Origin of the sequence: Pseudomonas koreensis, from assembly GCF_036668835.1 — a bacterium.
In the GTDB taxonomy this organism is placed as follows: domain Bacteria; phylum Pseudomonadota; class Gammaproteobacteria; order Pseudomonadales; family Pseudomonadaceae; genus Aquipseudomonas; species Aquipseudomonas koreensis_I.
Genome location: NZ_JAZEVW010000009.1, coordinates 1 through 21861 on the forward strand (window position 1 = coordinate 1; position 21861 = coordinate 21861).

Here is a 21861-nt window from a genome sequence, read left to right on the forward strand (position 1 = left end):
CTCTTTTTCAACTTCCTTTCGGACTTCGATGAACTGAAGCCGCTTGCTGCCGAAACCTACTTAACTCGTTGAATCTCAAGGAGTTTTCCGTTTCGACTGCGCCGGAAGTGGGGCGAATTATAGACACTTAAGATCTGCCGTCAACCGTTAATTTCGCCTTTCTTGCAAATTCGACTTCCCGGCTTTTAAACGCGGGATCCTGCGCATCACCGGAGGAATACGCAGAACGAGCAGCACGCCACCTATAAAAGCATAGATCGCCCATTCTTCAAGATCAGCACGAACGATCCACAACATATGCAGCAAGCCCAGTCCCAGAATCACGTAAACCAAGCGATGCAACTTCTTCCAGCGCAGACCCAGACGACGCTGACTGTAGCGATTGGACGTCACCGCCAGTGCCAACAAGCCAAGAAAACCCAAAGCCCCAACGATGATGTACGGCCGCTTGCGTAACTCGACCGCCAGTTGCGACCAATCGAAACCGAGGATAAACGCCAGATAGCTGCCCAGATGCAAAACCACATAGGCGAAACACCAAAGCCCCAACTGTCGCCGCACGGCAATCCACCCCGCCCACCCGGTCAGCTTCTGTAGAGGCGTCATGCTCAAGGTGATCAGCAGCAGGATCAACGTGCCCAGCCCCAGCCGATCAACCAGGACTTTGCCGGGATCAGGCCCCAGCGAATCTTCCAGAGCTTGATACAACCACAGCAACGGCCAGATCGCCGCTGCAATGAACACGCCTATCCGCCAGTACGGGAATCGCATCAGTAGTTCTTCCGCAGATCGAGCCCTGTATATAAAGAAGCGACTTCATCCGCGTAGCCGTTGAACATCTGCGTATCACGCACGTTCGGTTTGAACAGGCTGTTCGGCAAACGTCGCTCGCGTGCTTGCGTCCAGCGCGGGTGATCGACGGTCGGGTTCACGTTGGCGTAGAAGCCGTACTCATCCGCGGCGATACTTTGCCAGGTGGTCTTCGGCTGCTCGCTGACCAGACTGATGCGCACGATGGACTTCACGCTCTTGAAGCCATATTTCCATGGCACCACCAAACGCAGCGGGGCACCGTTCTGATTCGGCAGCTCGCGGCCATACATGCCCACTGCCAGGATCGCCAAAGGATTCATCGCCTCATCCAGCCGCAAGCCTTCGACATAAGGCCAGTCGATCAAGGCGAAACCCGAGCGCTGCCCGGGCATGCTCTTCGGATCCTGCAGGGTTTCGAAGCGGATGTACTTGGCCTTGGAGGTCGGCTCGACCTGCTTGAGCAATGCCGAGATTGGAAAGCCGATCCACGGAATGACCATCGACCACGCCTCGACACAGCGCAGACGGTAGATGCGCTCCTCAAGTTGATACGGCTTCATGAAATCTTCCAGCGCGTATCGTCCCGGCTTGCCCACCTCCCCGTCCACCACAACGCTCCACGGTTCGGTTTTCAGCGATCCGGCATTGGACGCCGGATCGCCTTTACCGGTGCCGAACTCGTAGAAGTTGTTGTAATGAGTGGCGTCTTTATAAGGCGTGATCGCCTCATCCTTGACGCTGACCGCGCCCCACTGGGTCGAAGGAAGTTTTTCAGCAAACCAGGCCGGCGCGTTGCCGGGCTCGACATCGGAATAACGAGAGACATCTGCGGCGCTAGCCCAACGCGGCAGGCTGCTCACGGCGATACCGGCAGCCGTAGCTCCGAGCAATTGGCGACGAGAGAGATAAATGGATTCAGGCGTGACATCCGACTCATGGCAGTCGGACGCTTTAGGGACTTTGATCAACATGGCAACTCCGCAGTTTTGGAGGACTGATGCACCCATTGACTGCGGAGTATGCGGGAAATTACATCACTCGGCGTTTTTGTGACGACGAAGACGCAACAGGTACTGCACCGGCCCGGAAGCGGCATAAGCGAGGAACACCAGCAGCAGAATTCGCGGTGGGTCGCTGAACACAACGGCGAACACCAATACCACCGCCAGGATCGCCACGAACGGCACGCGTCCTTTGAGGTCCAGCTCCTTGAAGCTGTTGTACTTGATGTTGCTGACCATCAGCATGCCGGCCGCCGCAACCATCAGCGCCACCAGGAACGACATCTTCGAACCCTGGATGCCGTAATCGCTGAACGCCCAGACGATACCGGCCACCACGCCGGCAGCCGCAGGGCTCGCCAGACCGATGAAATAACGTTTGTCAGCGGTACCCACCTGTGTGTTGAAGCGCGCCAGACGCAACGCCGCGCCCGATACATAGATGAAGGCGACCATCCAGCCGACCTTGCCCATATCACCCAATGCCCAGCCGAACGCCAGCAATGCCGGGGCGACACCGAACGCGACCATGTCCGACAGCGAGTCGTACTCGGCGCCGAAGGCGCTTTGCGTGTTGGTCATGCGCGCAACCCGACCATCGAGGCCATCGAGCACCATGGCGACGAAAATCGCGATTGCGGCAAAAGCAAAATACTTGCTCGCGTTCGCCGAATCACCAGCGCTCAACGCGGCCTGGGCACTCATCGAATTGATGATGGAATAGAAGCCTGCGAACAGGTTCGCAGTGGTGAACAGGTTCGGCAGCAGATAGATACCACGATGCCGGACTTTACGACCTTCCGCGTCGTGCCCTTCTTCGATGTGTTCATCGACGGGCAGCAGGCTTTCGGCGTCAGAAGCCTTGTTCGGCTCTTCGGGACGTTCGCTCATGGACATTACCTTGCAACGGTTTGGAAAAAATTCGACAGAGGCTTGAGGACGACAGTTCGGCCACAAACGCTGCAGCTTTATACCAGAACCACCGGTTCAAACGAAAAAACGCGGCCGAGGCCGCGTTTTCCGTACAAGAATGACGACTTAGTTTTTGGCTTTGTCGACGATCTTGTTGGCACCGATCCACGGCATCATGGAGCGCAGTTGCTCACCGATGACTTCGATGCCGTGAGCGGCGTTGTTACGACGCTTGGCGGTCATCGAAGGGTAGCCGGTTGCGCCTTCGCTGATGAACATTTTGGCGTATTCGCCGTCCTGAATACGTTTCAGAGCGTTGCGCATGGCCTGACGGGACTCGGCGTTGATCACTTCCGGGCCAGTCACGTACTCGCCGTATTCGGCGTTGTTGGAGATCGAATAGTTCATGTTGGCGATACCGCCTTCGTACATGAGGTCAACGATCAGTTTCAGTTCGTGCAGGCATTCGAAGTAGGCCATTTCCGGCGCGTAGCCAGCTTCAACCAGGGTTTCGAAACCGGCTTTGACCAGTTCAACGGTACCGCCGCACAGAACCGCTTGTTCGCCGAACAGGTCGGTTTCGGTCTCGTCCTTGAAGGTGGTTTCGATGATGCCGGTACGACCGCCACCAACGCCAGCAGCGTAGGACAGTGCAACGTTTTTGGCGTTGCCCGAGGCGTCCTGGTAGATCGCGATCAGGTCAGGGATACCGCCGCCTTTCACGAACTCGGAGCGCACGGTGTGGCCCGGAGCTTTCGGCGCGATCATGATCACGTCGAGGTCAGCGCGTGGCACAACCTGGTTGTAGTGAATCGCGAAGCCGTGGGAGAAGGCCAGAGTGGCGCCTTTCTTGATGTTCGGCTCGATTTCGTTCTTGTACAGCGAGGACTGGAATTCGTCCGGGGTCAGGATCATGACCAGGTCGGCCGCAGCAACAGCGGAAGCCACGTCGGTGACTTTCAGGCCGTGGGCTTCAGCCTTGGCAACGGTAGCCGAACCTTTACGCAGACCAACGGTAACGTCGACACCGGAGTCTTTCAGGTTGCACGCCTGAGCGTGGCCCTGGGAACCGTAACCGATGATGGCAACTTTCTTGCCCTGGATGATCGACAGGTCGCAGTCTTTATCGTAGAAAACTTTCATGAATTTCCCCTTATATCCGGCCATTCAGGCCATGCGCTAATTTGGTTTAGATGCTGAGTACTTTGTCGCCGCGGGCGATACCGGTCACGCCGCTGCGGACGGTTTCCAGAATCGATGCGGTGCCGATGGACTGAATGAAGCTGTCGAGCTTGTCGCTGGTACCGGTCAATTGAACGGTATACACGCTGGCGCTGACATCGACGATCTGTCCACGGTAAATATCGGTGGTGCGTTTGATCTCGGCGCGCTGGGCGCCAGTGGCCTTGACCTTGACCAGCATCAGCTCGCGCTCGATGTGAGCGCTTTCCGACAGGTCCACCAGCTTGACCACTTCGATCAGCTTGTTCAGGTTTTTGGTGATCTGCTCGATGACTTCATCGTGGCCCACGGTGGTCAGCGTCAGACGCGACAAGGTCGGGTCTTCGGTCGGGGCCACGGTCAGGCTTTCGATGTTGTAGTTGCGCTGCGAAAACAGGCCGACTACGCGAGACAGAGCGCCAGGTTCGTTTTCCAGAAGCAAGGAAATAATGTGCCGCATGATTAAGTACGCTCCGTCTTGCTCAACCACATATCGCGCATCGAGCCGTCTTTGATCTGCATCGGATAGACGTGCTCGCTGGTGTCGACCGCAACATCGATGATCACCAGGCGATCCTTCATGGCGAACGCTTCTGCCATCTTCGACTTCAAGTCTTTCGACTCGGTGATGCGTACGCCAACGTGGCCGTAGGCTTCAGCCAGCTTGATGAAGTCCGGCAGCGATTCCATGTAGGAGTGCGAGTGACGGCTGCCGTAGCTCATGTCCTGCCACTGGCGAACCATGCCCAGCACACCGTTGTTGAGGATGACGATTTTCACCGGCAGGCCATATTGCAGGCAGGTCGACAGTTCCTGGATGTTCATCTGGATACTGCCTTCGCCGGTGACGCAGGCAACGTCGTCGTCCGGGAAGCTCAGCTTGATGCCCATCGCCGCCGGCAGACCGAAGCCCATCGTGCCCAGACCACCGGAGTTGATCCAGCGGTTGGGCTTGTTGAACGTGTAGTACTGCGCCGCGAACATCTGGTGCTGACCGACGTCGGAGGTCACAAAGGCATCGCCCTTGGTCACTTCGCACAAGGTTTCGATCACGGTCTGCGGCTTGATCTTGCTGCCGTCGCCCTTTTCGTATGGGAACAGGCCGCGATCGCCGCGCCATTCATCGACCTGTTTCCACCAACTGGCCACGGACTCCTTGTTCGGGGTCTCGCCGATTTCCTTGAGGATCGCGACCATTTCGGTCAGGACGCTTTCGACCGGGCCAACGATTGGCACATCAGCCTTGATGGTCTTGGAGATCGATGCCGGGTCGATGTCGATGTGAATGATCTTGGCGTTCGGGCAGAACTTCGCCGGACCATTGATCACGCGATCGTCAAAACGTGCGCCGACTGCGAGAATCACGTCGGCATGGTGCATCGCCAGGTTGGCGGTGTAGCTGCCGTGCATGCCGAGCATGCCGATGAACTGGCGATCAGTGCCGGGGAAGCCGCCCAGGCCCATCAACGTGTTGGTCACCGGCAGGTTAAGCATTTTCGCCAGTTCGGTCAGCGGTGCGGAACCGTTGCCAAGAATCACCCCACCGCCGGAGTACAGCACCGGACGCTTGGCCGCCAGGAGCATTTCGGCTGCCTTGCGGATTTGCCCGGAGTGACCGCGGACGGCCGGGCTGTAGGAACGCAGCTTGGCTTTTTTCGGGAAGATGTATTCGAACTTCTCGGCCGGGTTGGTCATGTCTTTCGGGATATCGACCACGACCGGGCCCGGACGACCGGATTGCGCCAGGTAAAACGCCTTCTTCATGACTTCCGGGATTTCCGAAGCGTGCTTGATCATGAAGCTGTGCTTCACGATCGGCCGGGAGATACCGATCATGTCGGTTTCCTGGAACGCGTCGGTGCCGACCATGGTGCTCGGCACCTGACCGGAAATGATCACCATTGGAATCGAGTCCATGTAGGCGGTGGCGATACCGGTGATGGCGTTTGTGGCGCCTGGACCGGAAGTCACCAGTACCACGCCGGCTTTACCGGTGGCACGGGCGTAGCCGTCAGCCATATGGGTTGCCGCTTGCTCGTGACGAACCAGGATGTGAGTCACTTCCGGTTCTTTGAACAGGGCATCGTAAACATGCAGGAGAGCACCACCCGGGTACCCGTAGATATATTTGACGCCTTCGTCACGCAAAAAGCGGACGAGCATCTCACCGCCAGATAAAAGCTCCACGTTGTTCACCTCTAAAACGCCAGAATACCGTCCACAAAAAAAGGGGCGGGTCTTAATAGGTTTACTTCTCGGCAGAGCATGAGCGACGGTGGTCGCCGACTACGTCAGCACTGACTGAGCAAGTATTGGGATCGTCCCAAGTGTTGCGGGCCTTTCCCACCCAGCGCGAGGTAACGCGTTGCGGGTGTAACAGGTCGGCGCGGATGTGCGCCTCATGATCTACCGAGTGGGTCTGCTTCTGGCAGTCCCTCTACAGCGGACTTTGGATTCTTCTGTTTCGCCCTCTGCAAGTCAAGTCGTCTGTGTGGTTAATTGTGGGTAAGCACATGAGAACGCAAGAAAAAACCTGAAAAGCGCTACTCTGTTAGCGTCAATTGCGCAATTTTGCCAAGGAATCAGCATGCGAACGCTCCTCCTGACTCTGCTGATCGGCCTCAGCCCATGGTGCTCGGCCGCTCAAATCTACAAATGGGTCGATGCCCAGGGTGTCACCCACTTCGATGCGCAACCGCCTGCGGGTCAGTCGTCGACCACCCTGCAAACGCCCTCCTCGCCACCGACAAAACCATCGGCGATACCGGGCAGCGGTGTACTCGGCGATCAGAAAGCGATCGACGACAAGGTCAAAAAACAGGTGGCCGAGCAACAGGCGCAGCTCCAGGCATTTTGCGAGCAGGCGCGGACGAACCTTGCGCAGCTGCAAAACAATCCGCGTTTGAGAGAGGAAGTCGAAGGGCAGTTGAAGCGGCTTGACGATGCGCAGCGTCAGGAGCGCATCGTCGAAGCGCAGAAACAGATTGAGCAGAACTGCCAGTGATCACTGGCAGTGTGCGGATCAGCGTGAGGCGGTGATCAGCAGGTCGAACTCTTTGAGCAGCACCTGCAACTGGCGATCCTTGCCACCAAGGTTGCGCTGGGCGAATACCATCTCGGCCATTTCCTGAATCCCCGAGGCATTCGGCAACGGCAGATCCTGCTCCAGAATCATCTTCATGCGCGGCAAGAAGATCCACTGAAGCCACTGCTCAAAGTCCAGCGTATCGACGGAAAACGGCTCGACACTGCTCAAGGCTTCGGCCGACGGCTGCACCTCGTCCCACCAGCCCTGGGTGCGCAGCTCACGCTCGATCAACAGCAATTGATCAGCGATTTTCGGGAAACGGGCATCCATCACAGCGAGACCTTGGCCTTCTGCCGAGCCAGCGTGGCGCCGGCGGAATCGCCTTGTTTCTCACGGGCCTGAGCAATCAATTCCCACAGGCTGGCTTGCAGGTCCGGACGACCGTTGGCCATGGTCAGTGCACGACGGGCAAATTGCTCGGCTTGCGGCGCATCGCCCTGAGCCATGCGCACCTGCGCCAGACGATAAAGCACTTGCGGCTCACGCGGTGCAACGCGTTGGGCGCGCTCCAGACTCGACGACGCACCGTTGAGGTCGCCACCGGCCTGCTGCTGTTGTGCAGTGGTCAGCAAGGCCAGTACCGGGCCGTCCAGTTGCTCATCGGCCGACAAGCCACCGCCGCTGCTCGCGGAAGGAATGCCACTCGGCGTCGACGGCATGCTGTAGCTACCAGAGTTGACCGGCGCCGATTCGACCGCCGACGGGTTGTACGGTCCCGACGTGATGCCGCCGGACGCCGGGCCCGGAACGATTGGCGAGGAGCTGATCGGTGTCGACACGGCCGCGCCGCCGCCCGGCACCATCACCACCACCCCGGTATCGCCCTGCGGAATGGCCTGGGTCTGGCCCTGCACCGGGCGCTTGACTGTCGTCTGACGGAAACCGCCGTTGGCACCGATGCGTTCGCTGTTGGACACCGCTGTGCCGGAGTCCACCACGGGAATCGAACCACGCTGTACGGTAGAGCAGCCGCTGAGCAAAGCCACGGCGGTCACCGCTGGAATCAACCACTTGTTCACTTGAAACCCTCTTTGCTTAATTCATCCAGCCCTTGACCCAATCCATCACCGACTCCGGCGAGGCAGGCGTTTCGCTTGCACACGCGGCACCGGGTGGCGGTTCGCTGCCGCGAATATACGGCATCTGTACCGCGCCGGGGCAGTTGGCATCGGAGCCCTGACCGGTGCGCGAATCGACCCAGGCCTGCACGACGTTGTCTGGCTGCGGCATGTCCAGCGGCAGCGGATCGGCCTTGCGCATGAAACTGGTCCAGACCTGCAACGCACCGGTCGCCCCGGTGAACGGGGTCTTGCCGTTGTCGTCGCGGCCCAGCCAGACCACGGCCAGCAGGTCCTGACTGAAACCGGCGAACCAGCTGTCGCGCGAATCGTTACTGGTGCCAGTCTTGCCGGCCAACGTCAGGGTCTTGGGCAACACGTTATAAACCGAACTGCCGGTACCTTCACGCATCACGCGCTGCATGGCGTTCTGGATCAGATAGATGGAGGCCGGGTCGAAGCGCTGCTGAATCTGGAACGGATAACGCTTGAGCGGCTCGCCTTCGGCGGTCAGTACGCTGCGAATTCCGCGCATCGGAGTGTTGAAACCACCGTTGGCCAGCGTCTGGTACATGGTCGCCACTTCGATCGGGGTCATGCCGCCGGCACCCAGAAGCATCGACGGGAACGCCGGAAACTCGCGGGTTACACCGAGGCGACCGAGAGTCTTGAGCACGTTTGGCACACCGACTTCCAGGCCCAGACGCGAGGTCGACAGGTTGTAGGAATGCGCCAGCCCCTGATAGAGGAACACCGTGCCGTGGGAACGGCGATCGTAGTTCTGCGGCTTCCACACTTGCCCGTTCGCACCTTTGACCGACAACGGTTCATCCGACAGCCAACTGGTCAGCGTGTACTGGCTCGGCTTTTCCAGTGCGGTCAGATAAACCGCCGGTTTGATCAACGAACCGATCGGCCGTACCGCATCCAGCGCGCGGTTGAAGCCGGCGTAACTGGCCTGACGGCTGCCGATCATCGCCTGGACTTCGCCGGTTTCCGGGTTGGTCACCACCATTGCCGCTTCAACGTCATCGGAGCCTTTGCGCCCGGACAGACGTTTGAAGGTGTCGTTGACCGAGGCCTCGGCTTTCATCTGCAGAATCGGGTCGAAGCTGGTGAAGATGCGCAGGCCCTCTTCGGTCAAGTCTTCGTCGCGATAATCTTCTCGCAACTGACGTTTGACCAGATCGATGAAGCCTGGGTACGAGCTGTCGGCCAGCTTGCCGCGAGTGGTCACGCCCAGCGGCATTTTCTTCGCCGCCTCGACCTGCTCCGGCGTGGCTACGCCCTGCTGTGCAAGCACGTCGAGCACCAGGTTACGGCGCTCCAGCGCGCGCTCCGGATTACGGCGCGGGTTGTAGTAGGACGGGCCTTTGACCATCCCAACCAGCAACGCCACTTGATGCAGCTTCAACTCGGACAATGGCTGACCGAAGAAGAACTGGCTGGCCAGGCCGAAACCGTGCACTGCGCGCTGGCCATCCTGCCCGACGAAGACTTCGTTGAGGTAGGCCTCAAGGATTTCCTTCTTGTCGTAATGCAGCTCCAGCAACATCGCCATCATCGCTTCGGTGAGCTTGCGGGTCAGGCTGCGTTCGCTGGTCAGGTAGAAGTTCTTCACCAACTGCTGGGTCAGGGTACTGCCGCCTTGGGTCATCTTGCCGCCAGAAGTGTTGACCCAGACCGCACGGGCGATCGATTTCGGCGACACACCCCAATGGCTGTAGAAATCGCGGTCTTCGACGGCGACCAGGGTTTCAAGCAGATACGGTGGCACCTGATCGAGCTTGATCAGAATGCGGTCTTCAAGATTTTTCGGATAAATGCCGCCGATCAGCAGCGGCTCAAGACGCACCACCGACAGTTTGGAACCGTTGGTCGCCGACAGCTCGGCGACGTAATCACCGGAGAAACGCACGCGCACCGGTTGCGGTTTCTCCAGGCCTTCGTAGAACTGGAAGCCACGGGTAGACAGGTCGACCGTATTGCCGCTGACGGCAGCAGCGCCGGGGCCGTTGCTCACAGCTTCACGCCGATAGCCGAGGGCATCGAGTTCGGTGAGGAAATCGTCCTTGCTGAGCTTCTGTCCGACGAACAGCTCGAGCGGGCGCGCGTACACCTTGGCCGGGATGGTCCAGCGCTTGCCGGAGAACTTCTCCTGCACCACGGCATCGAGGTAAACGGCGAAGCCGGCCAGCACGACAAGGCCGACCAGACTGAGTTTGATGGCCCAGCTCAGCCACGGGTTCAGGCCCTTGGACGGTGGTTTTTTCTTGGTACGGGGGGATCGGGATCGAGTCATGGCGGCGGATTATACGCACTTTATCGATCCTCAACAGGCACCCTCAGAGGTTTGCGTCCGGCGGGCAAGCGGCCATAATGGCGACCTCGAATTTCCCCGTCTCTGAAGGATCGCCCGTGAGCCAGTCCCTGATCGCTGCCCTGCAAAACCCGGCCCTCTACCCGCACCCCGTCGAAGGGTTCCAGGTCATCGAAACTCACATCTCGTGGGTGATTCTCACCGGTCCCTTTGCCTATAAAGTGAAGAAGCCAGTGAATTTTGGCTTCCTCGACTTCACCGGCCTCGAATCCCGCGCGCATTTTTGCGCCGAAGAGCTGCGCCTGAACCAGCGCCTGACCGAGGATTTGTATCTGGAAGTGTTGCCGGTCACCGGCAGCGTTGAAACGCCACAATTGGGCGGCGACGGCGCGGCGATCGAATACGTGCTGAAAATGCGTCAGTTCCCACAGACCGGCCTGCTCAGCACCTTGCAAGCCAACGGCGAGCTGACCACCCAGCATATCGATGCGCTGGCCGAGCAGATCGCCCACTTCCACCTCAATGCGCCAATAGTCCCGGCCGAACACGACGCCGGCACCCCGGACAGCGTGATGGCGCCGGTCGCGCAAAACTTCGAGCAGATCCTGCCGTTCCTCAGCGACAAAAACGATCTGTTGCAACTCGAGGCGCTGAAAGCCTGGGCCGAAAGCAGCTTCGAACGTCTCAAGCCATTGTTCGCCCAGCGCAAGGCCGAAGGCTTTACCCGCGAATGCCACGGCGACATCCACTTGGGCAACGCCACCGTCATCGATGGCAACGTGGTGATCTTTGACTGCATCGAGTTCAACGAGCCTTTCCGTTTCACCGATGTCTGGGCCGACACCGGTTTCCTCGCGATGGACCTGGAAGACCGCGGCCTGAAATCCCTGGCGCGACGTTTCATCAGCCAATACCTGGAACTGACCGGCGACTATCAGGGCCTGGAAGTGCTGAATTTCTATAAAGCCTACCGCGCACTGGTCCGCGCCAAGGTCGCGCTGTTCAGCATGCCGGCGGACGCAACCGCCGTGCAGCGCGCCACCACCCTGCGCCAGTACCGCAACTACGCCAACCTGGCGGAAAGCTACAGCACCATTCCTTCGCGCTTCATGGCCATCACCCACGGTGTTTCTGCAGTCGGCAAAAGCCACGTGGCCATGCGTCTGGTTGAAGCACTGGGCGCGATCCGCCTGCGTTCGGATGTCGAGCGCAAGCGCCTGTTCGGCGAGCAGACCATCGCCAACGATTTGCAGGCCGGCATTTACAGCGCCGATGCCAGCGCCGCAACTTATGCGCGCCTGCACGACATCGCCGAAGTGATCTTGCACGCCGGTTTCCCGGTGGTGATCGACGCGACTTACCTCAAACGCGAACAACGCGACAACGCGGCAAAAATCGCCGAAGCCACCGGCACGCCTTTCCTGATTCTCGACTGCAACGCACCGCAGGCGGTGATCGAGAGCTGGCTGGCGCTGCGTCAGGCCGACCAGAAAGACCCATCCGACGCCACCCTGGCGGTGATCGAAGCGCAACAGGCCAACCGTGAAGCGCTGACGCCAGAAGAAATCCTGCGCAGCAAACGCGTGCAAACCAATGAATCGGGCACGCTCGACACCGTGATCGCGCAGATTCGTCAGCGCCTGCCAGGCCTGTAAGAAACTATTTCGGCCGTGAAGCCCTCGCTCGCTTCACGGCCGTCAAATAGTGGCACTATACTGGCGTCATAAAACCAACAGGTGATCTGACATGAGCCAGCCGAAACTTCTCGACACCCCGCTGTATGCCTTGCTGCACAAGGACGACATCAGTGGTTTCAACAAGGAACGTCCGCAGGACGGCCCGATCGACATGGTCGGGGGCGATTTCCGCGGTCTCGATCTGCGCGAGCTGAACGCCGATGGCGTGGATTTCCGCGACGCCTATTTCCGCTCCGCCGATCTGCGTGGCATTGACTTTCGCAACGCACAGCTCGAGGGCGCAAGCCTGGCCCACGCACAGATTTCCGGCGCGTACTTCCCACCGGAGCTGAGTGCCGACGAGATTCTGATGTCGATGAATTTCGGCACGCGGTTGCGCTATCGCACGCGCTGAGATCGCTGTCAGCCCTGGCCCCCCTTGTGGGAGCGAGCCTGCTCGCTCCCACATTTGTTATGCGCTATGCCCCTTCCCTTCTGCATTCGTAGATCTTTTGCACCCTTTCTTAGAAGCATTTGCGTCGAATCCGACCAAACAACCACGCTTTTCCTACTGATGGCTACACTCCTGAGAAGCTCGCCCACGCACCATTCGGCCGTCGCAAGGAGGCTTGATGAATGATGAACTGCAACACCTGAAAAATCTTGGCAAGACGTCGGCGCAATGGCTGCATGCCGTGGGCATCCACAGCGCCTCGGACTTGCGTCGGCTCGGCGCAGTGGACGCCTACCGGGCCGTGCGTACCCGCGGGTTTCGTGCATCGAAGGTGTTGTTGTACGCGATCGAAGGCGCGCTGATGGATGTGCACTGGAACGACATCCCCGCCGAACGCAAGGACGCCCTGAACAAGCAGCTTGAAGCTATTTGCGCTCGTCACAAGAACTGAACGGGCAGCGAACGTCATGTATTTACTGGGCGAACAATCGGCTCGTACCGATGCAATGATCAACCGTTTGCAAAGCCTGCCCGTGCAGTGGTTGCGAGATCTCGCACCTTGCGGGCCGGTTTTGCAGGTCGATGCGACGGATAACTTGCAGCCCCTGCTACCCGCCGAACAGTTGTTTCTGCTGATTGATGGCGTGATCAATGGCTGTATCGGTGCGCGACCGCTGTTTTACTGGCAGGAAGGCGATTTGATTGGTCTGCAGCAGGGTGATGTCTGGGCTGATTGTCGCTGGTGCTGCGATGCGCCGCTGCGTTTGCAGCCTTACCGCCGCGAGGAGGTGTTTCGGCATCTGTTCGCTGACGCAGGCAGAGCGCAGCAGTTCGTCGAGTATCTGCAGGGCCACCTGGCGATTCTCGCCCACGCTGTGGCGCAACTGAAACCGCGCGAGTTTCGCAGCAGCAACGGTTTCAAACGAGTCGCGGCGGGGGAAATCCTGATCAGGCAGGGTGGCGTTGCCGATCATGTGTTTGTGATCATCGACGGGCATGCCGAAGCGTTTGTTGATGGACACAAGGTCGGCGACGTGCCCAGAGACGAGATTTTCGGCGCCATGGCGCTCTTCACCGGCGAGCCGCGCAACGCCACGGTAATCGCGCGCGTCCCGAGTACAGTGATGATGATTCCCGGTGATCAGTTCCTGAGCATGACCCGCACCAATCCTAAGATTGCGCACAGCCTGATCGAGAGCATGGCGCGGCGCATCGGCCAATTGAACCGGCAGATCGCACCCACAACGGTCACTGAAGGCCAGCGCTGAAGCCCCTTATTTACGCGGTATTCCGGCCATTTACCCGACTAAATCGTAAAAACGACAAATCAGTGGTTGACGCGTTAATGAGAATCGCTATGATTATCACAACTGATCGCGAGATCAGTCGATATTCTGAAAAGCCCTTGGTTCGGACTCTCAGATTATCTCCTCATCAGGCTAATCACGGTTATTTGACCCGGTTTTTACCGGGTCTTTTTTTGCCTGCGAAAAAGTCATTTGCCGACCTGTTTGCGCATCTGTTCGCAGTAATCCGGCTTGGCCGTGGCAGGCGTGTACCAGACATAATCGGCCATCGCAGCCGTCACTTTTTCGCCATGCTCGGCCAGCATCAGCACCGTGGGCGCCTTGGCCGCGCCCAGATCGAGAACATGCAGCGGCACGCCGACATCCTTGCGCGCATGCCAGGCGCCAGCCAGAAGGATCGAGGGCGTGGGCGCCGCGAGCAGCCGTTCAGCCATGCGCCGATCGCGCTGTTGCTGAACCGCCAACATCGCCGGCATTTGCGATTCCGGGAGCAATCCGCAGTGGGAATCGCTGATTTGTTCCAGCAGTGTGTTTTGCACGGATGCTGCGTTGCTGCGCGCACCGCTGAGTGCGGGAGGCTCACGATAGACTGCGCGGATTTCATTGTTGTCGAGATTGGCCGCCAGCAGCGGATACGGTTGCGAGAGCGTGAAGCGCACGATCGGCCCATAAAGCGCCCAGTCCCAGCCGTCCTGCCAGTCCAGTGCTTTGACAACATCGGCGGGTTCCGCCATCTGGCGCGCGCCAGCCACTTTCGGCTGCTGATCCGGCGTGAGCATTTCCAGCAGCAGACTGCCCTGCTGGCGCTGCTCGCCGAGCGCTTGCAGCAGCCATAACTGCGCAGTGTGGTGATCGGCATTGTCATGTTGCTCACCGATGATCAGTCGCTCGGGCCCCGCGAGACGCGTCACCAGTTGCTCTGCGGTCAGCACTTCACCGGTGTGCAGGTCGCGAATCTCGCCATTGACCGGCGCAGGGGCAACAGCGTGCTGACACCCTGCCAGCAACACCAGCATCAATAACCACGGTCCTCGCATGCACACACCTCGACGATTCAGTCAGCGGGCGATAATCAGCGGATGGCCGCGCTCCGGGTGCGGCTGCACCAGCACTTCCAGTCCGAACACCGCTTGCAGTGTATCCGGGCGCAGCACTTGCTCCGGCGTATCCAGGGCCACCGGCCGGCCGTTTTCCAGCAGCAGAATGCGGTCACAGTAACGCGCTGCGAGATTGAGATCATGCAGGATCACCAGCACTGCCGCGCCTCGATCGGCAAACTCGCGCACCGCCTGCAAAGTGGTGTGTTGGTGCAAAGGATCGAGCATTGACGTCGGTTCGTCGAGCAACAGCGTTTGCCCGGCGTGCCCCGGCCACAGTTGCGCCAGCACCCGCGCCAGATGCACACGCTGACGCTCGCCACCGGACAACGCCAGATAACTGCGCCCGCTCAGATGCCCGGCATCGGCGGCCGCCAATGCCGCAGCGATGATTTCCTCGTCACGCACGCGGCCGCTTTGATAAGGCAAGCGGCCCATGCCCACTACTTCTTCGACACGGAAGGCAAAGTCCAGCGTCGAAACCTGCGGCAACACTGCCAAGCGTTGCGCACGCTGGCTTCGCGCCCAGTCATGCAACGGCTTGCCATCGAGCGACACCTCGCCCGCGCTGGCGCTCAACTCCCCGCACAACGCGCCGAGCAAAGTGCTTTTACCCGCACCGTTCGGGCCGAGGACACCGAGCACTTCGCCCGCTTCGAGTTGTAGCGTGGCGCCATCGAGCACGGTTTTGCGCCCGCGCTGAATCTGCAGATTGTGCGCACGCAGCATCAGGCCCGCCCTCGCAGCAGCAGATAAAGAAAGAACGGCGCGCCGATAAACGCCGTGACGATACCGATCGGCAACTCCGCCGGCGCCAGCGCCAGACGCGCCACCAGATCGGCGAGCAATAACAGACTGCCACCGGCCAGCACCGAGGCCGGCAACAGCACTCGGTGGTCGGGCCCTGCGAGCAGTCGCACGAGATGCGGCACCACCAGCCCGACGAAACCGATCATGCCCGCCGCCGCCACCGCCGCGCCGACACCCAGCGCGGTACAGAACACCAGTTCACGCTTGAGCCGCTCGACGTCGATACCCAAATGCCCGGCCTCCGACTCGCCGAGCAACAACGCATTCAAGGCCTTGGCTCGACGCGGCAGCCATAATGCGACACCGGCGCTGATAATCAACAAGGGCCACAGCCGCGCGTAACTGGCGCCATTGAGGCTGCCGAGGTTCCAGAAGGTCAGCGTGCGCAGGGTCGCGTCGTCTGCCAGATAAGTGAACAGGCCGACGGCCGAGCCGGCCAGCGCCGTCAGCGCGATGCCCGCCAGCAACATGGTCGCGACATGAGTCTGACCGTTGCGGCGGCCGAGCCGATAGACCAGCGCGGTAACACCGAGACCGCCGAGAAACGCGCACACCGACAGCAGATAGGGCGCAAAACCTTCCGGGACATCGCCAAATGCTGCGCCGCCTACAATCGCGATCGCCGCTCCCAGCGCCGCGCCACTGGAAACCCCGACCAGCCCCGGATCGGCCAGCGGATTGCGAAACAAACCCTGCATCGCCACGCCGGATAACGCCAGCACGCCGCCCACCGCCAAACCGAGCAAGGTGCGCGGCAGACGAATCTGCCCGAGGATCAGCTCAGCCTGCTCCAGGCCGTCCGGCGCCAGCGGCAAGCCCAGCAGGCGCAACGCTGCACGCAACGTGTCGAACAGCGGCAAGCTGACCGGTCCGAGCGCCAACGACAGCCAGGTCGCAACAAGACACAACAGCGTCAGACCGATGAACAGGCCGCGCGGTTTGACCAGCGTGGTCATTGGCCGCCCTTGGCCGGATAAAAACCGTCAGACAGGGTTTTCAGCGCAGCCGGCAAGCGCGGCCCGAGTCCGCCGACCAGCAGCGTCGGATCCAGCTCCATCACTCGCCCGGCCTTGGCCGCGCGGCTGGAATTGAGAATCGGGTTCTCCTTGAACAGCGCGGTTTTCGCCGCCTCGCCGCTCAGCGCACGGTCGGCGAACACCAGCACTTCGGGATCGAGGCTGGCAAGCGATTCCACCGAAAATGGTTTGTAACCGCTGTGGGTCGCCAGATTGCGCCCGCCAGCCTGTCGCAGCAGCCAATCGGCGGCGGTGTCCTTGCCGGCTATCAGCAGTTTGCCTCCGGCATGCCCGAGCAACAGCAGCACGCCCGGGACTTTTTGTGCGGTTTGCGCCTGAGCCACCCGCGCCTGTTGCGCATCGAGTTGCTGTTGATAAGCTTGCAGCAGTTGCTTCGCCTGCGCTTCCGCGCCCAGCAGCTGGCCCAGATGAGTGAGGTTTTGCGTCAGCGTCGGCAGATCCGCTTGCGCCGAAAACAGCTCCACGCGGACCTTGGCTGCCTTGACCTGAGCCAGCACCGGCGGCGGGCCCATTTCTTCGGTGCCGATGAGAATGTCCGGGCGCAGGCTGAGAAGGCCCTCGGCGGAAAGACTGCGCTGGTAACCGATGCTCGGCAGCGCTTTGAGCGATTGCGGATGCTGGCTGGTGGTATCGACGCCGACCAGTTTCGCTTCGCCGCCCAGCGCACTGACCCACTCCGACAATGCACCGCCGGCGCTGACCCAGCGTTGCGGCAAATCAGCCGCGACCGCGTGATGACTGAACAGCCAGCCGACACACAGCGCAGCAACGCGGATACTCAGGCGCATACACAGCTTCCTTGAACAAGGTTTCCCGGGCATCCGCAGAGTGAGCCAAGTATCCTCGACTCCTGCCAGACTCCCTTCGGGAAAGGGCTGCCATTTGATAATTGTTTGCATTTGAACGTCAAGCTCGGACATATCCAGACACGAGCAGACTCTTGAGGATAGCCATGAAGTTTCTCTGCGCCGGCGATGAGCTGGCCGAAGCCAGCAGTCGCGGCTTCGAAATCGACGGCAACAAACTGTTTGCCGTGCGCCGTGGCGGGCAGGTCTACGTTTATCTGAATCGCTGCCCGCACCGTGGCGTCGGGCTGGAATGGCATCCTGACCGGTTTCTCGACCCCAGCAACAGCCTGATCCAGTGCGCCACCCATGGCGCACTGTTTCTGATCGAGGACGGTGAATGCGTCGCCGGCCCATGTGCCGGGCAATCGCTCACGGCGATTGAGTGCCAGGAAGACGCACAAGGTTTGTGGATAAATGTTTAACCATTGAGCCGCACCTCGAGTCGGCGGTCGATGACCATTTCCTCATGATCCAGGCGCACGCCGTAAGCCAGCACCTCCACGCCGCAGGCGACCGCTTCGCGCAGCGCCTCTGCGTAAGCCGAATCGATTTCCTCGGCCGGGCGCACCGCTTCGATGCCAGTCAGGTTGACGCAATACAGTTGCACCGCGCGAATGCCGTCGCGCGCCAGATGCGCCAGCTCACGCAGGTGTTTGGCGCCACGCTGGGTCACAGCATCGGGAAACGCCGCAACCGCCGTTCCGTCGAACCCCAGCGTGACGCTCTTCACTTCGACATAAGCCGGGCCGCTCGGGTATTCGAGGCGAAAGTCGATGCGGCTTTTTTCCTGCCCGTAGGCAACTTCGCGCTTCAACGCGGTAAAGCCGTTCAACTCGGTGATGATCCCGGCCTGCAAAGCTTCTTCGACCAGTCCGTTGGCCCGTGCGGTGTTCACGCAGAACAAGCGCCCCTGCGGTGTTTCGCCGATTTCCCAGGTGCCGGGCAGCTTGCGCTTGGGGTCGTTCGAGCGGCTGAACCAGACCTGCCCGCCTTCGACCTGACAGTTGAGCATCGAACCGGTGTTCGGACAGTGGATGGTCAGCAACTCGCCGCCAACGGTTTCGATGTCAGCAAGGAAACGTTTGTACCGGCGGATCAGGCGCGCTTCTTCAAGCTGTGGATAAAAACGCATCAGCCTTGCCAGCTCTTCAGGCCACGGGCGATACGCTCCACCGCTTCCTGTAAGCGATCAAGGTTTTGCGTGTAGGCAAAACGCACATGGTGGCTGGCCTGATAGCGGCCAAAATCCAGACCCGGCGTGAAGGCAACGTGCTCGGTTTCGAGGAAATACTGGCAGAACGCGAAGGCATCGCCGCCGAACCGGCTGATATCGGCGTACAGATAAAACGCTCCTTCAGGCTCGACGGCAATGTTGAAGCCCATCTCGCGCAGCGCCGGCAGAAGGAAATCGCGGCGGCGGCCGAATTCGGCGCGGCGCTCTTCGAAAATCGCGATCGTCGCCGGCTCGAAACAGGCCAGCGCCGCGTGCTGCGCCATGCTCGGCGCGCTGATATAGAGGTTTTGCGCAAGTTTCTCCAGCTCGCTCACCGCTGCGTCCGGCGCGACCAGCCAGCCGAGGCGCCAACCGGTCATGCCGAAATACTTGGAGAAGCTGTTGAGCACGAACGCACCGTCATCCACTTGCAGGACACTGGCGGCATCGGTGCCGTACGTCAGGCCGTGATAAATCTCGTCGACTACCAAATGACCGTGACGGGCCTTGATGGCGGTGGATAACCCGGCCAGTTCATCGCGCGTCAGAATCGTCCCGGTCGGGTTGGCCGGCGACGCAACCAATGCGCCGACGCTGTCGCGATCCCAGTGCCGCGCGACCAGATCGGGGGTCAGTTGATAGCGCACGTCCGGCCCGACGGGGACCAGTTGCGCTGCGCCCTCGACCAGTCGCAGGAAATGCCGGTTACATGGGTAGCCGGGGTCAGCCAGCAGCCAGTGCTTGCCCGGATCGACCAGCAATGCACTGGCCAGCAGCAGCGCACCGGAACCGCCCGGGGTGATCAGAATCCGCCGCGGATCGATGTTCAGCCCGTACCGCGATTGATAGAACCCGGCAATGGCTTCACGTAGCTCGGGAATCCCCCGCGCTGCGGTGTAGCGGGTCTTGCCCGCCGCCAGCGCCGCCTGCCCCGCACGGATGATCGGCTCGGCGGTGGTGAAGTCCGGCTCGCCGATTTCCAGATGGATCACGTCGTGCCCGGCGGCCTGCAATTCATTGGCCCGCGCCAGCAGCGCCATCACATGAAACGGTTCGATCGCACGACTGCGCGCACTGTAGGGGGCCATTGAAATGCCTTCGACGGGAAAAAAGAGACGATTCTACCTGTCTGCCGGAACGAGCGAGAACCCGTGAAGGTCACAGCCTCAAGAACGCTGGACTGTAACGATCTGAACGTACGCTCCAGGATTGACTAAAATCAGTGATTGAACAGGTCTTCATTCCCACAGACACGGCTTGCCAAACATTTGCAAGCGCCACCCGCCGGGGGCTCGACATCCGGGAGTAGCGCAGGCTGATTTGATCTGGTAAGTTCGCCCGCTTGCAGCCGCAGGGCCGGCAGGTGTCGGTGATGGAGCAATCCTGCGCAATGGATTACAAGAGTAGAGGCGGTCCATTTCATGCCCACCCAAGCAAAGCAACAGCAGCAAGCGACGATCAGCGGCTTCGAACCTTACGTTCCGAAGGCGGGTGAAGAGTACATGGGCGCCCCGATGCGCGCGCACTTCACCAAGATCCTGAACAAGTGGAAACAGGACTTGATGCAGGAAGTCGACCGTACGGTTGATCACATGAAAGACGAAGCGGCCAACTTCCCTGACCCGGCCGACCGTGCCAGCCAGGAAGAAGAATTCGCTCTAGAACTGCGCGCCCGCGACCGTGAGCGCAAGCTGATCAAGAAAATCGACAAGACGCTCGAGCTGATTCAGGACGAAGAATACGGCTGGTGCGAATCCTGCGGCATCGAGATCGGCGTCAAGCGCCTCGAAGCCCGTCCGACGGCGGATCTGTGCATCGACTGCAAGACCCTGGCGGAAATCAAGGAAAAACAGGTCGGCAAGTGATTGCGACCTGAACGAAAAACGGAGCGTGCGAACGCTCCGTTTTTGTTTCTGACATTTGCCCTATACCCCCGGTGGGAGCGAGCTTGCTCGCGAAAGGGCCATCTGCCTCAACATTCATGTAGCAGACACACCGCCTTCGCGAGCAAGCTCGCTCCCACAGGTGTTGTGTACACGCTCTGAAAAAGTACTGTCGCCCCATGACTGCCAAAACATCCCCCGCCTACATCGGCCGCTTCGCCCCGACCCCCAGTGGCCACTTGCACTTCGGTTCGCTGGTCGCCGCCCTCGCCTCCTATCTCGACGCGCGCGCGGTCGGTGGGCGCTGGCTGGTGCGCATGGAAGATCTCGATCCGCCGCGCGAAGAGCCCGGTGCGCAAGCCGCGATTCTGAAGGCGCTGGAAAGCTACGGCTTCGAGTGGGATGGCGAGATGGTGCGCCAGAGTGATCGCCACGACGCCTACGCTGAAGTACTCAACAGCCTGTTCAATCATGGCCTGGCGTACGCCTGCACGTGTTCGCGCAAACAGCTCGAGCCCTACAACGGCATCTATCCAGGCTTTTGTCGCAATGCCGGTCATGATCAACAGGACGCGGCGATCCGCCTGCGCGTGCCGGAGCTGGAATATCACTTCATGGACCGCGTGCAGGGCGAATATCGCCAGCACCTGGGCCGGGATGTCGGCGATTTCGTGATTCGTCGTCGCGACGGGCTCTACGCCTATCAACTGGCTGTGGTGCTCGATGACGCCTGGCAAGGCATCACCGACATCGTGCGCGGCGCCGACCTGCTCGACTCGACGCCGCGCCAGTTGTATTTGCAGGAATTGCTCGGCCTGCGTCAGCCGCGCTACCTGCACCTGCCGTTGATCACCCAGCCGGACGGCAACAAACTCGGCAAGTCCTACCGCTCGCCGCCGCTTGCGGCCGATCAGGCCACACCGTTATTGCTCCGGGCCCTGCGGGCATTGGGGCAGAACCCCGGTGCCGAACTCGCCCACGCTTCGGCGCGCGAACTGCTCGACTGGGGCAGCGCGCACTGGGATGCCACGCAGATCCCGCGCACACTTACCCTGCCCGAGGCGCAACTGCAATGACGCCCCTTGCAGTCGCGCGCCCATCCGTTACCATCGCCGCACGTTTT

At 60.3% G+C, this 21861-nt stretch carries 23 protein-coding genes; 8 read left to right on the top strand and 15 right to left on the bottom strand.

Going from position 1 to position 21861, the window contains the following annotated elements; all coding sequences use genetic code 11:
- Positions 1 to 147: 147 nt before the first annotated feature.
- From msrQ to V6F91_RS22005, 6 genes are all read right to left on the bottom strand, one after another.
- On the bottom strand, positions 148 to 771 hold the full coding sequence (gene msrQ / locus V6F91_RS21980) for a protein-methionine-sulfoxide reductase heme-binding subunit MsrQ (protein ID WP_332768127.1): 624 nt from the start codon (positions 769 to 771) through the stop codon (positions 148 to 150).
- Positions 771 to 1784 (bottom strand): protein-methionine-sulfoxide reductase catalytic subunit MsrP, encoded by a 1014-nt coding sequence (gene msrP, locus V6F91_RS21985; RefSeq protein WP_332768129.1) that lies wholly within the window; start codon positions 1782 to 1784, stop codon positions 771 to 773. The genes msrQ and msrP overlap by 1 nt, the downstream gene beginning before the upstream one ends.
- Positions 1785 to 1847: 63 nt before the next feature.
- Complete coding sequence (gene pssA, locus V6F91_RS21990) at positions 1848 to 2705, bottom strand: CDP-diacylglycerol--serine O-phosphatidyltransferase (protein ID WP_332768131.1); 858 nt, start codon at positions 2703 to 2705, stop codon at positions 1848 to 1850.
- 147 nt (positions 2706 to 2852) lie between these two features.
- Complete coding sequence (gene ilvC, locus V6F91_RS21995; RefSeq protein WP_007909969.1) at positions 2853 to 3869, bottom strand: ketol-acid reductoisomerase; 1017 nt, start codon at positions 3867 to 3869, stop codon at positions 2853 to 2855.
- Between the two features lie 46 nt (positions 3870 to 3915).
- A complete protein-coding gene (ilvN, locus tag V6F91_RS22000) occupies positions 3916 to 4407 on the bottom strand; it encodes an acetolactate synthase small subunit (protein ID WP_003176102.1) in 492 nt (163 codons plus the stop codon).
- 2 nt (positions 4408 to 4409) lie between these two features.
- Positions 4410 to 6134: an acetolactate synthase 3 large subunit gene (locus V6F91_RS22005; RefSeq protein ID WP_203419503.1), complete on the bottom strand. Its 1725-nt coding sequence runs from the start codon at positions 6132 to 6134 to the stop codon at positions 4410 to 4412.
- Between the two features lie 400 nt (positions 6135 to 6534).
- On the opposite strand from V6F91_RS22005, the gene V6F91_RS22010 reads away from it, so the two are divergent.
- Positions 6535 to 6951: a DUF4124 domain-containing protein gene (locus tag V6F91_RS22010; RefSeq protein WP_332768136.1), complete on the top strand. Its 417-nt coding sequence runs from the start codon at positions 6535 to 6537 to the stop codon at positions 6949 to 6951.
- Positions 6952 to 6969: 18 nt separating this feature from the next.
- Here V6F91_RS22010 and V6F91_RS22015 read toward each other — a convergent pair whose 3' ends face one another.
- From V6F91_RS22015 to mrcB, 3 genes are read right to left on the bottom strand one after another with little or no spacing between them, the layout of a single operon-like run.
- On the bottom strand, positions 6970 to 7305 hold the full coding sequence (locus V6F91_RS22015) for a YqcC family protein (protein WP_053123861.1): 336 nt from the start codon (positions 7303 to 7305) through the stop codon (positions 6970 to 6972).
- A complete protein-coding gene (locus V6F91_RS22020; RefSeq protein WP_332768140.1) occupies positions 7305 to 8054 on the bottom strand; it encodes a hypothetical protein in 750 nt (249 codons plus the stop codon). Before V6F91_RS22020 ends, V6F91_RS22015 begins: the two co-directional genes overlap by 1 nt.
- Before the next feature lie 16 nt (positions 8055 to 8070).
- Positions 8071 to 10395, bottom strand: coding sequence for a penicillin-binding protein 1B (gene mrcB / locus V6F91_RS22025; RefSeq protein ID WP_332768142.1), 2325 nt, complete (start codon positions 10393 to 10395; stop codon positions 8071 to 8073).
- A 116-nt stretch (positions 10396 to 10511) separates the two neighbouring features.
- Between mrcB and V6F91_RS22030 the strand changes: the two genes are divergently transcribed.
- From V6F91_RS22030 to V6F91_RS22045, 4 genes are all read left to right on the top strand, one after another.
- Positions 10512 to 12068, top strand: a complete 1557-nt coding sequence (locus V6F91_RS22030; protein ID WP_332768144.1) for an AAA family ATPase — start codon at positions 10512 to 10514, stop codon at positions 12066 to 12068.
- A gap of 91 nt (positions 12069 to 12159) precedes the next feature.
- Positions 12160 to 12504: a pentapeptide repeat-containing protein gene (locus V6F91_RS22035; RefSeq protein WP_332768146.1), complete on the top strand. Its 345-nt coding sequence runs from the start codon at positions 12160 to 12162 to the stop codon at positions 12502 to 12504.
- Between the two features lie 217 nt (positions 12505 to 12721).
- Positions 12722 to 12994 carry a TfoX/Sxy family protein gene (locus V6F91_RS22040; protein ID WP_024014322.1) on the top strand — a complete coding sequence of 91 codons (273 nt, stop codon included), beginning with the start codon at positions 12722 to 12724 and terminating at the stop codon, positions 12992 to 12994.
- Between the two features lie 16 nt (positions 12995 to 13010).
- Positions 13011 to 13811, top strand: coding sequence for a cyclic nucleotide-binding domain-containing protein (locus V6F91_RS22045; RefSeq protein WP_332768149.1), 801 nt, complete (start codon positions 13011 to 13013; stop codon positions 13809 to 13811).
- A 227-nt stretch (positions 13812 to 14038) separates the two neighbouring features.
- On the opposite strand, the gene V6F91_RS22050 is transcribed toward V6F91_RS22045, so the two are convergent.
- The 4 genes from V6F91_RS22050 to V6F91_RS22065 are packed head-to-tail and all read right to left on the bottom strand — an operon-like array spanning position 14039 to position 17582.
- Positions 14039 to 14887 (bottom strand): ChaN family lipoprotein, encoded by an 849-nt coding sequence (locus tag V6F91_RS22050; protein WP_332768151.1) that lies wholly within the window; start codon positions 14885 to 14887, stop codon positions 14039 to 14041.
- Between the two features lie 21 nt (positions 14888 to 14908).
- The gene (locus tag V6F91_RS22055; protein WP_332768153.1) at positions 14909 to 15676 is read right to left on the bottom strand and encodes a heme ABC transporter ATP-binding protein; all 768 of its coding nucleotides are present in this window, start codon (positions 15674 to 15676) and stop codon (positions 14909 to 14911) included.
- A complete protein-coding gene (locus tag V6F91_RS22060; protein ID WP_332768155.1) occupies positions 15676 to 16713 on the bottom strand; it encodes an iron ABC transporter permease in 1038 nt (345 codons plus the stop codon). Before V6F91_RS22060 ends, V6F91_RS22055 begins: the two co-directional genes overlap by 1 nt.
- The gene (locus V6F91_RS22065) at positions 16710 to 17582 is read right to left on the bottom strand and encodes a heme/hemin ABC transporter substrate-binding protein (protein WP_332768157.1); all 873 of its coding nucleotides are present in this window, start codon (positions 17580 to 17582) and stop codon (positions 16710 to 16712) included. The genes V6F91_RS22060 and V6F91_RS22065 overlap by 4 nt, the downstream gene beginning before the upstream one ends.
- A gap of 164 nt (positions 17583 to 17746) precedes the next feature.
- On the opposite strand from V6F91_RS22065, the gene V6F91_RS22070 reads away from it, so the two are divergent.
- Complete coding sequence (locus V6F91_RS22070) at positions 17747 to 18064, top strand: Rieske (2Fe-2S) protein (RefSeq protein WP_332768160.1); 318 nt, start codon at positions 17747 to 17749, stop codon at positions 18062 to 18064.
- Here the strand turns inward: V6F91_RS22070 and sfsA are convergent.
- On the bottom strand, positions 18061 to 18774 hold the full coding sequence (gene sfsA / locus V6F91_RS22075; RefSeq protein WP_332768162.1) for a DNA/RNA nuclease SfsA: 714 nt from the start codon (positions 18772 to 18774) through the stop codon (positions 18061 to 18063). The two genes, V6F91_RS22070 and sfsA, sit on opposite strands and share 4 nt — an antisense overlap.
- Positions 18774 to 19943: a pyridoxal phosphate-dependent aminotransferase gene (locus V6F91_RS22080; RefSeq protein ID WP_332768164.1), complete on the bottom strand. Its 1170-nt coding sequence runs from the start codon at positions 19941 to 19943 to the stop codon at positions 18774 to 18776. Before V6F91_RS22080 ends, sfsA begins: the two co-directional genes overlap by 1 nt.
- Before the next feature lie 333 nt (positions 19944 to 20276).
- On the opposite strand from V6F91_RS22080, the gene dksA reads away from it, so the two are divergent.
- Both dksA and gluQRS read left to right on the top strand, forming a co-directional pair.
- Complete coding sequence (gene dksA, locus V6F91_RS22085) at positions 20277 to 20720, top strand: RNA polymerase-binding protein DksA (RefSeq protein WP_003228250.1); 444 nt, start codon at positions 20277 to 20279, stop codon at positions 20718 to 20720.
- 197 nt (positions 20721 to 20917) lie between these two features.
- On the top strand, positions 20918 to 21814 hold the full coding sequence (gluQRS, locus tag V6F91_RS22090; RefSeq protein ID WP_332768166.1) for a tRNA glutamyl-Q(34) synthetase GluQRS: 897 nt from the start codon (positions 20918 to 20920) through the stop codon (positions 21812 to 21814).
- Positions 21815 to 21861 lie beyond the last annotated feature (47 nt).